Here is a 13,694-nt window from a genome sequence, read left to right as displayed (position 1 = left end):
GGCCCTACTTGTATGCGCCGAACACTCCGCGATCACCTAATCGGGACTCCCGTTCGATCGACAAGCCTCAAGATCGGTACGACAACAGCCACTAACATTCACCGCAGGAGCGGGTCCGACCGATGGAGCGGCTCGCCAACGACGACGAAAATGCCCGACCCCGGAGGTAGCTCTCTGGAGGCGCGCCGCATCCGAGCCTCCCATTCATCGTCGGGCCACTGCGTCTGGGCGTCCCATCTAACGCCGACGAACTCGGCCTGCTCCACATGTGCTGCCGCTCGTAGGTCCGCGGCGAGGAAAGAGTCCTTGGCGTCTTTCAGCGTGGCCAACGTTCGCTTGAGATCCAATGCGATCGCCTCGGCTTGCCGGAGGAGTAGAACCTCCCCGGCGCCCACAACGCCTGGCATCGGGCCTGGGACGTGTATGGGTAGGGTTGTTTTCCGGGCCTCGTCGAGGGCCTTTCTGACGATGGTCCGCACCTGTATCTCGGCTTCTTCCTGGGTCATATCGGGGCAGATGGCACGTGGAAGACGTGTCGCGGCGACGTTGCCCAGGGCCAGTACCTTCGCGGTTTCGGTCCGCGACCGGGATGGCTGGTAGTGAGCGGCCTCGTTGGCCAAGGTTTCGACGCTGAGGAGGAGCGAGTGGATCTGGCTGCGCCGGGCCAAGCGCTCGGTCGCGGGTAGGAGCAGCCACTGGTCGGCGGCGTCTACCAAGCTGAGGGCAGCAGGTCGCCCCCTCTTTGCGCGCGCCCGAAGAGGGGCCGCTCCGATCGGCTTCAGCGGCTGGTTGAAGAAGGAGGCCGCCACGCGGTACGCCAAGGAATACCCCTGCCAGCGTCGGACAGGAGCAGAAGCACGGGAGTCGGGACCGAGCAGGGATGACATGACACGGCTGGCGATCCCGTGCTTCATGTGGTCTCCCTCTGTGTCGGCGGCTGTCCCCTTGCTGGCTCAGGAGCGGCTGTCGCGGTGTTTGCAGGCTCGTGTTCCACGGCGTCCTGGCCGGTCTTGCCAAACAAGTCGGGGAGCCTCCGCAGAAACTCCATCCCCGCATATCCCGTTGCCACGATTGGAAGTCCGCCCGTTACTTGCGTGTGTATCAACGCACCGGCCACCGCCCCCAGCAAGGAGCGCACGGCAGCGGCCAGAGGGTCGGCTAAGGGGTCGACGAACCTGGTCAACGGAGGCAGTTTGCGACCGGCCGAGCGGGCGGCAAGGCGCTTCCCCCGCCAGGTCATGATCCTTTGGGCGATAAGGCATGCTTCGGCGATCAGGCCGCCGAGCGCGCCCCAACTCGCAGCTTCGACTACATACACCTGCGCCGCCCCCGGGCGAGAACTTGTCCGGCCTCGCGCGGACTCATTGGCTCAGTGTGCCAGAACGGAAGCTGGAGGGTCTGGTCTTCCAACGACCAGGCTCTCTGTTGTGGCGCGTAGTTCAGTGGACGTTAGTAAATCCCTCGTGACACACGTGTCCGGGCATCCTGCGTGTAGCCAGTGCAGTCCAGCCACGGCGGCCGCGCTCGCCGGGGTTTTACTCCAACCGGTTTTTTAGGGACTCAGTTTCTTTATGCAATCTCGCAGGACATACACCGGATCACCAATCGCAAGGCCGCCGCACGAGTGAACGGCGCTTGACCAGCGCCGTCGCCGCGGGCGCACGATGACGGGCTTCGCAAGCGTCTGCTTCGCACCCAACGCCTGCGAGGTTGGAGAGCTCCTCGCAGCGTCGAAGCGTGGCATCCCGGCCCGGGCGTCCTCAGGCCGTACCAACGCCGAGTCGACTGAACGCTGCGAGATCGAGGGTGGGGCTACCTCCCTGATGCCGCCGGCGATATACGTGCGTCGGCGACGTTCAATCCGACGGCACCATGCTTCATGGCGCCTGTTCAATCACCCGATCCGGCGATAGCACCGCACGTGTTGCACCGGCTACTGTCACCTGCACAGTAACTGAGCTGCACTGATCCATGATCGGAGCGCGCCGCGCCACAGTTCTCCCCCAGAGAAGGAAACGCGGGCCCGAAGGCCTTGCCCAGCTGATCCGGCTGCGCACCCTCGCCTGGACCGGCGTGGACACCACGATCGGCGTCGGCTCAAGCCGCATGCTGGCCGTCATGGCGGCCGCCGTCACCGAGCCCGGCGGCGTCACCGTCATCCCCGACGCCGACGAGGCGATCGTCGCCTTCCTCCACCCGCGCCCGGTCGCCGCACTGCCCGGCGTCGGCCCGGCCACCGCGCGCACGCTCACCCACCACGGTCTGGAAACCGTCGGCGACGTCGCCCGTACCCCGCTCGCCACCATGCAACGTCTCCTTGGCGCGGCCGCCGGCCGCCAACTGTACGAGCGCGCCCACGCCCACGACCCGAGGACCGTCGTCCCGCAGCCTGCCCAAGTCCACCACCGTCAGCCACGGTTTCGACCACGACGAACTCGACCCGGACCATCACCACCGCGCCCTGCTCGCCCTCACCCACCATCTCGGCGTCCGCCTGCGCGACGACCATGTCGTCGCCCGCACGCTCACGCTCACCGTGCGCTACGCCGACCGCACCACCACGAGCCGCACCCGCACCCTGCCGGAGACCACCGCGCACACACTCGCCCTGACCCGTACGGCCACCGGACTCTACGAGAGCCTCGGTCTGCAGCGTGCCCGGGTGCGCGCACTGTCCCTGACCGCCGAGCTCACCGACGCGGCCGCCGCCGTCCACCAGCTCACCTTCGACCCCGACGACACCAAGGCCCGCCGTATCGAGGCCGCCGCTGACCGCGCCCGCCGCCGCTACGGCACCGATGCGGTGCTGCCCGCCGCTCTCGCCGAGCGCCGCGTCCGACGATGAAGCCGGAGGAATGCCGCATGGAGACCAAGTACCTCGCCCGGCTTCAGTTCGAGGCCGACGGGCCTGCCGTGGAAGGCGAGTGGACGCTGGCCTCGACCGCACACGACCGGTACACGGAGTGGGTCGGTCTCTACAGCAAGGACCCGAACGTCGTGGTCCGGCTCATCGAGCAGACGAGCGGCCAGGAGCGCGTGCTGCGGATCTGGACGACGCGGGGCGAGACCGTGTCGTAGAACGCACCTGTGCCCGGCGCGCTGGGTCCGGGCGTCCCACCACGGGGACATAGGATCCCGGGACGTGGCACACACATTCGATGAACTGGTGGAGATGCAGAGAGCGGCCGACGAGGCGCACGGCCGGGTACTGCAACTGCGAGACACCCACGGCCTGCCCACGGCAACGTCCTGGTCGCCGCAGCAGACTGAGGCGTACGACACGGCCTGGCAGGACTGGCGGGCCCGGGCCGGGGAGGTCCAGGCCGCCGTCACCGCGCACGCCAAGGAGGAGGGCAACCTCCGCTTCGACGTCGAGGCCGCCGTACGGACCAGGGCACGGCACCCGGAACCGGAGCCGGCGAACGCGTAAGAAGACGGCGTAGTCGGCACTCACTTGGCCAACGGGCAGCGGGCGCGGCTTCGTCCTCGGCTCTAGCGTGGTAGTGCCTTGCGCTTGACAGGACCGCAGGGCCGGGCGGCCCCGTACACCGCGCCCTGGACAGGGGTCGCCCATCGCTCATGGTGTGCCCGGGTCGGCTGGTGGATCGAGTGCTGATGTCTCGGTGAGTGACTGTGCGGGCGTCCTGGTGGCCGGGGTCTCGCTGAAGTACGCGAGGACATCCGCCGCCTGTGCTTCCCGGAGGGCACGCCGCTCGTGGGGCCCGCGCAGGAGCTTGTTCCATGCGTCGACGAGCTGTGTGGCATGGCAGATCCCGAAGATGATGACGAAGACGGCGCAGCTGCTCCACCAGGGTGCGTCGGCTACTGCTCCGAGCAGGCCGCCCGTGATGACGCCGGTAACGGCAGAAGCGTTCATGTCACGCTCCAGGTGGTGCGACCGTTGCAGAGCTGGCCTGCACCGCCGGTGCGGGACACCACGAGTGGACGCGAGAACACGTCAGGGCTTCTCGGATAGGGAGGAAGGCGGTGGCGGACACCTGCCTGGTGTCGTCCGCGGGGGATCGCGCCGCGCGGTCGGCTGTACGGCTCTTTGTGGTGAGAGCGTCCTTGACGAGCTGAAAGCCCCGCCCGAGGGTGAGGTATGGCCAGCGTACCGAGCATTCCGCATGCCGTTCCCCTCGCCGCCCCGGATGAGCGTCCCCGGATACCCGTGACCAGGACCGGGAGCGAGCCGGGGAACGCCGCGCCAAGGCTTCCTCCCACACGTCGCACATTGAGAACGTAAGCAGCCGTCTGCCATGGGGAGTCAGCCTGCAGGAAGCGACACGGCTGCTGAGTGGTTCGGCCCTGGATGGGGGTGATCACGGGAGGACTCCGGAGGGGGATCGGGTGGGCAGGGGGCGCAGTAGAGGAAGCAGGGACCGGCTGTCGTTGGCAGGCCGAGAGCACGATGAATCAGGTGACGGTTAGCCGCGCAACGGGGAACCGGGAGGACACTTTCACCGACTGGCCCCTCATTCGAGGCCTTTGACCTGCGACTTCTCTGTATCCCGGATCTTGAATGGCACGCGGTGAAGTGATAGCGAGTCGATCGCCCGTGCGGGATCTGCCGTGACGTCCTCGTGAAGTGCCGCCCGTTACCTCACCGGCGGGCTAGTCACGCAACAACCGTGGTCAGGACCGCCCTGCAATGCGCGCGCACACGGTTCGACAGGGGCCACCGAGCGACGCCTCAGCCGGTACCGTCACTGGCACAGTGGGGGTATGTGCGGCCGCTACGTCTCCACCCGCAGGCCCGAGGACTTGGTCCAGTTCTTCCGGGTCACCGACTGGCGTTCGCAGGAGACGCTGGCACCGAACTGGAACGTCGCCCCGACCAACGACGTCTGGGCGGTTCTCGAGCGCGCCCCGCGCGACACGGTCGAGTCCAGGCCGGCCGAGCGGGAGCTGCGGCCGTTGCGCTGGGGCCTGGTGCCGTCATGGGCGAAGGACGTGAAGATCGGTGCACGGATGATCAACGCGCGGGTGGAGACGGTGCACGAGAGGCCCGCCTCGCGAGGATTCCAGCTGCTGCCAGATCGAGCTTTGTCATCGCGCATCGTTTGTCGACGGTACGGGACGCCGACCTCACCGAGCCCTCACCGACCGGCTGACCGAAGCTGTCTACGACGTCGCGAGAGCCGGGCGCCCCGGCTGGTCCACCGCCCGCCTCCTGGCCCCACACCTAGCGCTCTTGCTCGACCAGAGCCCAGAGGCCCTCGCCGACGCCCGCGACACAGTTGCGACTCTCGCTGACGTACTCAATACGCGCAGGCGGCTGAGCTGCACCGGCAGACGCTGGAGGACCGCACGCGGATAATTGCATGAACGCTTACAACACATCAGCGCTGGGCGCTGGCCCGCCGCAGCGTCACCAGGCCCGACGAGATCGCCAACTACCTCGGATACGCGCCGCTGGGCACGGACGTGGACCGGCTCGTGCGCGTCGCCGGGCGCCGGTGGGCCATCGAAGAGTGCTTCCAGGCCGCGAAGAACGAATGCGGCCTGGACCAGTACGAAGTCCGCCGATACGTCGGCTGGATGCGGCACGTCACCCTGGCCATGCTCGCCCACGCCTTTCTTGCGGCCACTGCGGCCCAGGCAGCCGCAAAAGGGGATGCAGAAACGGTTCCCGCACCCTGGTTCCGCTCACCGTGGCGGAAGTCCGCCGGCTCCTGGCAACTCGCCCCGCACCCCGCTCCCGCCCACCACTTCGCATCCACGCAGTGAGCTGGTCGCAATGGCGGCGCAGGCGCCAAGCCGTCGCCCGCCACTGCCACTTCCGGCGACGAGCCCACTCGTTGGAGGGGCGATCCGGCAAGACCGCCCCCGGCCCGACATCAGCCAACTACACTCCTGACGACGCCTCTGACCAGGCCAGATAGCGAAACGCTGCTGGAGTATTAGAACTCCTATCACGTGGAGAGCCGGATGCGTGGCCAACGCGCGCGTCCGGTTGGGGTCGGCGGCTCGGGGAAACGGAATGACGGCAACGTCGTCACCGCGCCCCGGACCGACCGCACAAGCGCATGGGGCGTAGCGCTCAGGACGGGCACACCGCACCGGGTGACTGGTCCCCCACGTACGTTGCCCGTTCCTCCCTGGTGAGGTCTCGGCCGACGGCCTGACAGATCTTTCTGATTGCCGCGGTTTGGTCAGGCAACTCCACGTCCCACAGCCTCACCGTGCCGTCGTCGCCGCCGGTGGCCAGGGTGTGCCCGTCCGGGCTGAACGCCACCGACCACACAGTACCGGTGTGGCCGGTGAGGGTGGCGCGGGCACGGCCGACGAGGGGGTCCCACAACCGCAGCGTGCCGTAGTAGCCGCCGGTGGCCAGGGTGTGCCCGTCCGGGCTGAACGCCACCGAGACCACGGGACTGGTGAGGGTGGTGCGGGTGCGGCCGGTGGCGGGATCCCACAACCGCACCGTGCGGTCGACGCTGCCGCTGGCCAGGGTGTGCCCGTCCGGGCTGAACGCCACCGACCACGCAGTACCGGTGTGGCCGGTGAGGGTGGTGCGGGTGCGGCCGGTGGCGGGGTCCCACAACCGCACCGTGTGGTCGTCGCTGCCGCTGGCCAGGGTGTGCCCGTCCGGGCTGAACGCCACCGAGACCACGAGATCGTTGAGGGTGGTGCGGGTGCGGCCGGTGGCGGGGTCCCACAACCGCACCGTGTGGTCGTCGCTGCCGCTGGCCAGGGTGTGCCCGTCCGGACTGAACGCCACCGACCACACGTAGCCGGTGGGGCCTTTGAGGGTGGCGCGGGCACGGCCGGCGGCGGGGTCCCACAACCGCACCGTGCCGTCGTAGCTGCCGCTGGCCAGGGTGTGCCCGTCCGGACTGAACGCCACCGACCGCACGACGTCGGTGTGGCCTTTGAGGGTGGCGCGGGCTCGGCCGGTGGCGGGGTCCCACAACCGCACCGTGCCGTCGTCGCTGCCGGTGGCCAGGGTGTGCCCGTCCGGGCTGAACGCCACCGACCACGCAGTACCGGTGTGGCCGGTGAGGGTGGCGCGGGCTCGGCCGGTGGCGGGGTCCCACAACCGCACCGTGCCGTCGTCGCCGCCGCTGGCCAGCGTATGCCCGTCCGGGCTGAACGCCACCGACCACGCAATACCGGTGTCGCCGGTGAGGGTGGCGCGGGCACGGCCGGTGGCGGGATCCCACAACCCCACCGTGCCGTCGTAGCTACCGCTGGCCAGGGTATGCCCGTCCGGGCTGAACGCCACCGACCGCACGGGACCGGTGTGGCCGGTGAGGCGGTGTTGGAGGGGGAGACGTGCTGCCGCGTAAAGGCTGGCGGTGGCTTCTGCGGTGGGGCTGGTGCGATAGGCCTGGACGGCGAGCAGGGAAGCGAGATCGGGATTGGTGTCGAAGAGTGCATCGGATTGGGAGGCAAGTTGCCGGGACAGGGCCTGGTGTTGGGCGGTGATGGCGGCCTGGCGCTGGGTGAGTGCGCTCTGGCGTTGCCAGAAGGCTAGTCCGGCGGCGATGAGGGCCAGAGTGAGGGCGCCGGCAAGAAATACGTTGATGCGTCGGGTGCGGCGGATAGCGGCTCGTTCGTTACGGTCGCTGGCGGCGACGAACGCGGCGATGGTGCCCGGCAGTCGGCGCTGGCGGGCCCAGTCCAGGCCCTCGGCCAGGTCGGTACCGTGCAGCAGGTCACCGGGGGTGTCGCCCTGGGTCCAGCGGGCCTGTTGCTCCTCGGCGCGACGAAGCCAGGTATGGAAACGTCGGTCTTGGTCGACCCAGTCGCGTAGTTCGGCCCAGTCTCTGGTGAGCGTGTCGTGGGTGAGTTCGGCGACCATGTCGGTGGGCGGGGGGCCGGGGACGCGGGCGTAGGTGGTGATGATGCGGTGGCGGGTGAGTGTGGCCAGGACCGCATCGGTGATTTCGTCGGGGGGCTGCGATGGCGTTTGAGGGGTGTCGGCGGCGAGCTCCCGCAGGACGTCGAGGGGAACTTGCTGGCGGGTGGCGGGGATATGCCGGCCCGGGTCGGGGGGGTGTACCAGCGCGGTGAGGATTCTGCGGGCGGTGTCGCGGTGGCTGTCGGGCAGCTTGTCGATCGCGGAGTTGCACCAGTTGGCCAGGCTGCCGGTGATCTGGCCGACCCGTTCGTAGGCGGCGTGCGTGAGATGGCCGTCTGTGCGACGTTCCCACAGCAGGCCCAGGGCGAGCTCCAGCGGCGCCAGCAGGGTGACCGGCGCTCGCCGGGTGGAGGTGCCGTGGTGATCTGCGGCCAGGACGTCGGTGATGATGCGCTCGGGCAATCCCTCCTCGAAGCGTACGCCGGCGGCCCGGGCGGGTCGGGTGATGATGGCGTGCAGGTCCTGCGGGCTGAGTGTGGCAGGCACGTTGACCAGCCCGGGCGCCGCGGCGTCGAGAAGCTCCGGGCCCGAAGCGGCCAGCTGCGGGTAGAAGTCGTCTCGCATGATCAGGATCACGCTGACCGCCGCGCGGGAGCCGATGACGGCCGTGACCTCCTCCAGCACTTCTGCCGGCGTACGGGAGGGGGCCTCGCCGGTCCGCGGCTCCACGACCGGCGCCGGGGGCGCGGCGGGCTGGGTGAAGACTTCTTCGAACTGGTCGATGACCAGCACGATCCGCTCGTAGCCGGGATCGGCGGCCAGACGGTGCTGTAGTGCGGAGGCGATGCCGTCGGTACGGGCGCCGGGCAGGCCGTGGCGTTCCAGTTCGGTCAGCAGATCCCGACCGGGGCGGGGGACGAGGACAGGCAGCCACCGATCGCTGCCGGGTAGCCGGCCGCTTTCAAGCGCGGGCAACACCCCCGCCTGCATCAGGGAGGACTTGCCCGACCCGGAGGGGCCGAGCAGCAGCAGGGCCCGCCGGTTGTCGGCCAGGGCCGACACCACCGCGTCCACCGCGGTGTCACGCCCGTGGAACCATGCCGTGTGCTCGGCGGTAAAGGGTTCCAGGCCACGGTAGGGGCGCACCTCGCGCTCGACCAGGTCTGGCCAGACCTCGCGCAGGATCTCGGTGGGCGTGGCGTAGGCGATGCCCTGGCCTCGCAAGTGCCCGTCGGGTGCGGTGATGGCGGTGACCATGCCGATCACCAGGCCGGTCACCTCATCGACCACGGGGCCGCCGCTGAAGCCCTGGGTCAGGTCGTTGGCTCCGGTCAACTGCAGCAGCCCGCCCCCACCGTCCACGTCGGTGGGGGGCAGCAGGTCACCGGCCGTCCCGTAGCCGAAGTGCCCACCCGGCGGGGCCTGGGCGGGAAACCCGAAGGAGCGCACCCGATGCCCGCGGCATCCGGCCGCCTTCCCCACCGGCAAGGGCTCCACCGTCGCCGGTACGTCGCTCAGGCGGATGATGGCCACGTCGTCGGCGTCCGGAGCCCGCCACGGCCCGACCAGCACCTGCCCCTCGGCCCGCGGAGCCCCTTCCGCGCGAGGGAAGACCAGCCGCACCCTCTCGCCGGGGCCATGGCCGTCGGCACGCACCACGTGCGCGCAGGTGACCACCACATCCTCACCGATCAGGAACCCCGCCCCGGCCACGCCGCCTTCGGCGGACAGGATCTGGGCAACCGCCGTCTGAATTCTGGGCCCGGGCCCGCTGCCGGGGGCCGAAGCAATAGCGTTCGTCGATGTCACCGAGGCCGCCGGGGGTCAGGGAGCGTCTGCGCCGGATGCGCCGTGCCAGGTCACGGTCACCCTCAGGTGACAGCCGGCCTCGCTCTTGGCGATCACCGCGCCGGCCTGGGCCGCCAGGTCGACCCCGAACTCGATTTCGACCTCGTCCGGGCCAGCCTTCCGCAGCTGTTCCAGCGCGGCCCGGGCCATGTCGGTGACCGGACCGAGCGCCTGCTGCAGAGTCTGCGGCAGCTCGTGGATCGCCTCGCTGACCCGTCCGGCCTTCACCGGCCCGTCGGATATCTCCGGGGCCTCGAACAGGATCGAACCCCCACCCTCCAGCGGAAGACGCGCAAGACTACGCATCGGCCCCTCCCCCTCAGAATCAGGCCGTACCCGAGCGTCCAAGACCTCTGCCGTCAAAGTAGCGGACCAGACCATCCACGTCCCGTCATTGGGCGCAACTCGTCCATGTGCCCGGCCCACACCCCGGACCGGTCTAGAGGCCCGGGAGCGGCCACGCACGATATGCGATAGAGAGCGCTCACCGCGGCGCCGTCGTGCCGCGTACTCGCAGCTCAGGACCGCTTTGGCAGATCATCCCGGCATGCCCTCCGGAGCCGTGTGCGCAGGTTCGAATGGGTGTGGCTCCTTTGGAGGGACGGTCCTACCAGCACAAGCCGACGGGTCCGTCCTCTGGGGTAGTGCGGGACTCGGGTCGATCAGACGCAGAGCCAGCAGTACAGCCGTTCCCCGCGCTGCTGTGCCCCGCGGGCGAGTTCCGCCAACTCGTGCAGCAGGCCGCCGATCGCGTCGGTGTCACCAGACCCCTGCTCTTCGACCCAATGCCGTGCCGCCGCAGTCAGTTCGGCGGCCTCCACCCTGGCCAGGGCGCCTTGCAGCTCATCGCTGATGGTGAGCACCAGACGCTCGCCTCCGTCGCGTTCGGCGACGACGTGGGAGGTCCGGGGCCGTGCCAGGAACTCGTCGAAGTCGACCCCGGTCAGGATCCTCTCGATCGCTCCGAGATCGGTCGTCGAGTCGAACCCCTTGGTGGCCACGACGTGGAACCCCGTCTCGGCCAGCCGAAGCCGTGGCCTGAGGAGCTCGCGAAGGCCGTCGCGCCCGTAACGTCGCACGATCTCCGGGACGGGCGTTGGCAGCTGCGCCCCTGCACCATCCGGCCCGCCGGGCAAGTCGATGGTCGTGGCGGCCGACTCGTCCGATGCCGCGGAGAAGTAGTCATACATCACACCCACAGGCGTGATCATGCCAGGGAGTGACGCGGCGCCCCAGCCCGGTAGCCGACAAGACCGGCTTCGGTGCAGGGTCCCTCCAAAGGAGCCGTACCCAAACGGGAACTGCTCCACGAGCGACGCCTCACCTCGAAGGCACAGACACGGCTGGAACTGTTCCGCTGGCTGGCCTACTACAACCGGCGCCGCCGCCACTCCGCCCTCGGCTACCTCACGCCAGTCGAGTTCGAGCAACAGCTGATCTCATCACCTACGCTGTCGCTCGTCGCATGAAACCCGGTGTCCACTCCCGAGGTTGAGCCTCACCTGACGCGTCCCACCGACAAAGTGAAGATCAAGAAGAACCGGAACAAGGCCTGCCCGTCCAGCCGTCACCGGCCTGCGGGCAAGCAGTGCGACGAGTACCCGTTCGCCTCCACTTGGCAGGGGGCCTCCACCGGAGGCGGCCACTTCAGCTGGCGCATGATCAACGCCACGCAGAACGAGGAGGGCGGCAAGGCCCTTGGCCGCTTCTACCTCTACAACCGGGTCCTGGAGAAGGATAGGTTCCTCGTCTGGATCAAGCCCTGACCAGCCTCCGATCATCCGGGAACACGCCATGAGCGATCAGGCCGAGCATGGGCGCGGGCCCGTGCCCGTGCAGTACCACCAGTTTCAGATCAACGACGAGGACGGTCCCGCAGGCCCCGATCTGTCCCGCGAGCACAACGGACTGGTCGAGGTGCAGGACGGTATCGCCACGGTCCACACCGGTATCCACACCGGGGACGTTGACGTCACCGTCTCCTTGTACCACGGCGTCCCCCAGCCCGGGGGTGCCGAGTGGGACGAGATCGTCGAGGTATCGCTTCACTCGGTGTCGGGAGAGCTGATGGTGCGAGGCCTGATGGACGACCTGGACGAGGAGTTGCCGGTGCTGTCCTTCGACGGGCCCGGCGACTACCGGCTGCGCATCCATGCCCGCGGCCGGGACACCGCCATCGACCTCGCCCCGGACGAGATCACCGAGTGGTATCTCATCCAGGTGTGGCCCGCGCCGGCTCAGGACGCGGCGGTGCTCCGCCAGACCGACACCTACGGAGCCTCCGTCCGGGAGGGCTGACCGGCTTCGCACCGGCTGCTGCCCGTCCACTTGCTGTTGGTGGACGGGCAGCGCTCTTCTCGAGGAACCCGTTACGCAAGGACGCGTCTCCAGCAGATCAGACCGCGGGTCCGAACTGCTGCTTCAGCGGGCAATGGTGACCGTGATGGGCTGGTCCGGGCAGGCCGCGAGGCGCTCGGCGAGCGCGGTCTGCTCGGCGGAATCGATGCTCAGCCGGTAGCGGGTTTTGTCGGCGACCCAGTTGGTGACGTACGTGCACCAGTAGCTGGCGTACGGGGGCAGCCACGTCGTCGGGTCCTGGTCGGCCTTGGACCGGTTGGAGGCGGCCGACACGGCGATCAGCGCGCGGGGGTCATCGAGGTCGTTGGCGTACAGCTCCCGTTCCTTGGGTGTCCAGGCGGAGGCCCCGGAGTCCCAGGCCTCGGCGAGCGGGACCAGGTGGTCGACGTCCAGCTTGCGGGCGTTGTCGAAGTACTGGTCGTCGTAGGGCGAGTACTAGCTGCCGCCGGTCAGTGTGCAGCTCGGGCCGACGGTGGGGGCGGTGACGGCTTCGGCGAGGAGGACCTCCGCGCGGGTGTTGCAGCCGTCTTTGTCGGCGTCGGTCCAGTGCTTGAACTTGTCGCGGCTGTAGCCGGTGCGGTCATCGTCCTGGACGGTCAGTGCGGCCAGGGCGTCACGGACCGGCAGGGTGATGGCGTCGCCGGGGGCGTGACGCTGCGGGACGGCGGCGGGTGCCGGCGTGGGGGAGGCGGCGTGGGCGGAGACGGGAGCGAGCAGGGCGGCGAGCGCGGACAGCCCGGCGGCCGCGGTGTGGGTGAAGCGCACGGAGGCTTCCTCTCGAAGATCACGAACGGGCGGTGATCTTCGTATCGGACTCGGCGTCACCCCTGCGCGGTGATCCGTGGGTGGCTCACCTGCACGGGCGGTAAGTCACACCATCACCGTCCAGGTCAACGCCGATACGCGGGGAGCCCCGGCCGGGGTCGAAGGCGCCAGGTGTGAACGAGGCGAGCCCGGAGGTTCATTCGCCATCGTGCATGCCGCGCCGTTCCAGCAAGTCGATCGGGTGGTTGTGCGCGCGCGCTGGTGATGGTGTTTGCGGTCGCGGCGGGGGCCGTTGCAGGTCCGGGCAGGGGTGCGCGGGGTGGCTTGGGGTGGCGAACCGTGGCGAACAAATGATCGGCAAACGTGATGTCAATCACAGCACGAAGCGTGCATGCAGGTCACACCGTCAGTCACGTGCGGACCGTTGCGTTCCATCGAAAACGTGTGTCGCAGAGTTACTGTAACCAGCGCGCCGGCATAGGCGGAGTAGGCATCGAGTCGCTCCTGCCGAAGCTTCTCGCGGCGGGTGAACTGATGGCTCCTGTCGGTGGTGCGCTGCTGAAACGCCAGAGTGATCCCCGACCCAAGCAGGGTTCCGAGAACGGCTATGGCGCTGGCGATGATGGACTCCACGCCTCAAGCTGATCACGTCTCGCCGCCATGGGTGGGCCGCTGGCCCAACTTCGGGCCAAGTCGGCGATGTCCTCGACGTTACTGGCACCGAGGGCCTTCTGATCCGTAGCTCTATAGAGATCGGTCAACGAAGGTCATAGGGGCCACGTTCGGCTGTTAGGAGGCGTCATTGACCATGGTCGGTTTCTGAGGTTGCTGTACAGCTCTGGCGGCTCGGTAGGCACCGGCGAGGTTGTTGCGGCTGGTCAGGGTCTGGGGGTGGGTGTCGCCCAGGACCTGCTCG

General features: G+C 68.8%; 12 protein-coding genes and 5 pseudogenes. 9 read left to right on the top strand and 8 right to left on the bottom strand.

The window, feature by feature from the left end; translation table 11 throughout:
* Positions 1-98 precede the first annotated feature (98 nt).
* The gene (locus ACIPSA_RS49805; protein WP_402648546.1) at positions 99-914 is read right to left on the bottom strand and encodes a hypothetical protein; all 816 of its coding nucleotides are present in this window, start codon (positions 912-914) and stop codon (positions 99-101) included.
* Positions 915-1,971: 1,057 nt separating this feature from the next.
* Here ACIPSA_RS49805 and ACIPSA_RS49800 point away from each other — a divergent pair.
* The 4 genes and pseudogenes from ACIPSA_RS49800 to ACIPSA_RS49785 all read left to right on the top strand — a co-directional run.
* Positions 1,972-2,295: pseudogene (locus ACIPSA_RS49800) on the top strand (hypothetical protein); the annotation flags it as partial.
* Between the two features lie 22 nt (positions 2,296-2,317).
* The gene (locus ACIPSA_RS49795) at positions 2,318-2,845 is read left to right on the top strand and encodes a hypothetical protein (RefSeq protein ID WP_402648543.1); all 528 of its coding nucleotides are present in this window, start codon (positions 2,318-2,320) and stop codon (positions 2,843-2,845) included.
* A gap of 17 nt (positions 2,846-2,862) precedes the next feature.
* Entirely contained in the window at positions 2,863-3,078 is a 216-nt protein-coding gene (locus ACIPSA_RS49790) for a hypothetical protein (RefSeq protein ID WP_402648540.1), read from the top strand.
* A gap of 64 nt (positions 3,079-3,142) precedes the next feature.
* On the top strand, positions 3,143-3,430 hold the full coding sequence (locus ACIPSA_RS49785; RefSeq protein WP_402648537.1) for a hypothetical protein: 288 nt from the start codon (positions 3,143-3,145) through the stop codon (positions 3,428-3,430).
* Between the two features lie 147 nt (positions 3,431-3,577).
* On the opposite strand, the gene ACIPSA_RS49780 is transcribed toward ACIPSA_RS49785, so the two are convergent.
* The gene (locus ACIPSA_RS49780) at positions 3,578-3,877 is read right to left on the bottom strand and encodes a hypothetical protein (protein ID WP_402648535.1); all 300 of its coding nucleotides are present in this window, start codon (positions 3,875-3,877) and stop codon (positions 3,578-3,580) included.
* Positions 3,878-4,725: 848 nt separating this feature from the next.
* On the opposite strand from ACIPSA_RS49780, the pseudogene ACIPSA_RS49775 reads away from it, so the two are divergent.
* Both ACIPSA_RS49775 and ACIPSA_RS49770 read left to right on the top strand, forming a co-directional pair.
* Positions 4,726-5,019, top strand: a pseudogene (locus ACIPSA_RS49775) (SOS response-associated peptidase family protein); the annotation flags it as partial.
* A 324-nt stretch (positions 5,020-5,343) separates the two neighbouring features.
* Positions 5,344-5,730, top strand: a pseudogene (locus tag ACIPSA_RS49770) (IS701 family transposase); the annotation flags it as partial.
* Positions 5,731-6,043: 313 nt separating this feature from the next.
* Here ACIPSA_RS49770 and ACIPSA_RS49765 read toward each other — a convergent pair.
* The 3 genes from ACIPSA_RS49765 to ACIPSA_RS49755 all read right to left on the bottom strand — a co-directional run bounded on the left by ACIPSA_RS49765 (position 6,044) and on the right by ACIPSA_RS49755 (position 10,866).
* Positions 6,044-9,520, bottom strand: coding sequence for a trypsin-like peptidase domain-containing protein (locus ACIPSA_RS49765; RefSeq protein WP_402648532.1), 3,477 nt, complete (start codon positions 9,518-9,520; stop codon positions 6,044-6,046).
* Positions 9,521-9,631: 111 nt separating this feature from the next.
* A complete protein-coding gene (locus tag ACIPSA_RS49760) occupies positions 9,632-9,961 on the bottom strand; it encodes a CU044_2847 family protein (protein WP_402648529.1) in 330 nt (109 codons plus the stop codon).
* Positions 9,962-10,317: 356 nt separating this feature from the next.
* Complete coding sequence (locus tag ACIPSA_RS49755) at positions 10,318-10,866, bottom strand: hypothetical protein (RefSeq protein ID WP_402648527.1); 549 nt, start codon at positions 10,864-10,866, stop codon at positions 10,318-10,320.
* 81 nt (positions 10,867-10,947) lie between these two features.
* Between ACIPSA_RS49755 and ACIPSA_RS49750 the strand changes: the two are divergent.
* From ACIPSA_RS49750 to ACIPSA_RS49740, 3 genes and pseudogenes are all read left to right on the top strand, one after another.
* Positions 10,948-11,124, top strand: a pseudogene (locus ACIPSA_RS49750) (integrase core domain-containing protein); the annotation flags it as partial.
* Between the two features lie 54 nt (positions 11,125-11,178).
* Positions 11,179-11,421 (top strand): NucA/NucB deoxyribonuclease domain-containing protein, encoded by a 243-nt coding sequence (locus ACIPSA_RS49745; RefSeq protein WP_402648524.1) that lies wholly within the window; start codon positions 11,179-11,181, stop codon positions 11,419-11,421.
* Between the two features lie 28 nt (positions 11,422-11,449).
* Positions 11,450-11,953 carry a hypothetical protein gene (locus tag ACIPSA_RS49740; protein ID WP_402648521.1) on the top strand — a complete coding sequence of 168 codons (504 nt, stop codon included), beginning with the start codon at positions 11,450-11,452 and terminating at the stop codon, positions 11,951-11,953.
* Between the two features lie 123 nt (positions 11,954-12,076).
* Here ACIPSA_RS49740 and ACIPSA_RS49735 read toward each other — a convergent pair.
* The 3 genes and pseudogenes from ACIPSA_RS49735 to ACIPSA_RS49725 all read right to left on the bottom strand — a co-directional run.
* Positions 12,077-12,430, bottom strand: a pseudogene (locus ACIPSA_RS49735) (HNH endonuclease family protein); the annotation flags it as partial.
* An 18-nt stretch (positions 12,431-12,448) separates the two neighbouring features.
* Positions 12,449-12,778 (bottom strand): hypothetical protein, encoded by a 330-nt coding sequence (locus ACIPSA_RS49730; protein WP_402648519.1) that lies wholly within the window; start codon positions 12,776-12,778, stop codon positions 12,449-12,451.
* Positions 12,779-13,147: 369 nt separating this feature from the next.
* Positions 13,148-13,411, bottom strand: a complete 264-nt coding sequence (locus ACIPSA_RS49725; RefSeq protein ID WP_402648551.1) for a hypothetical protein — start codon at positions 13,409-13,411, stop codon at positions 13,148-13,150.
* Positions 13,412-13,694 lie beyond the last annotated feature (283 nt).

It is taken from the genome of Streptomyces sp. NPDC086549 (assembly GCF_044746205.1).
GTDB lineage: Bacteria > Actinomycetota > Actinomycetes > Streptomycetales > Streptomycetaceae > Streptomyces.
This window is presented reverse-complemented; position numbering and strand designations above follow the sequence as displayed.

Excerpts from the sequence above, each read along its gene's own strand:
- ACIPSA_RS49805 (WP_402648546.1), bottom strand. The coding sequence starts at position 914 with ATGAAGCACGGGATCGCCAGCCGTGTCATGTCATCCCTGCTCGGTCCC.
- ACIPSA_RS49790 (WP_402648540.1), top strand. The coding sequence starts at position 2,863 with ATGGAGACCAAGTACCTCGCCCGGCTTCAGTTCGAGGCCGACGGGCCT.
- ACIPSA_RS49780 (WP_402648535.1), bottom strand. The coding sequence starts at position 3,877 with ATGAACGCTTCTGCCGTTACCGGCGTCATCACGGGCGGCCTGCTCGGA.
- ACIPSA_RS49760 (WP_402648529.1), bottom strand. The coding sequence starts at position 9,961 with ATGCGTAGTCTTGCGCGTCTTCCGCTGGAGGGTGGGGGTTCGATCCTG.
- ACIPSA_RS49755 (WP_402648527.1), bottom strand. The coding sequence starts at position 10,866 with ATGATCACGCCTGTGGGTGTGATGTATGACTACTTCTCCGCGGCATCG.
- ACIPSA_RS49740 (WP_402648521.1), top strand. The coding sequence starts at position 11,450 with ATGAGCGATCAGGCCGAGCATGGGCGCGGGCCCGTGCCCGTGCAGTAC.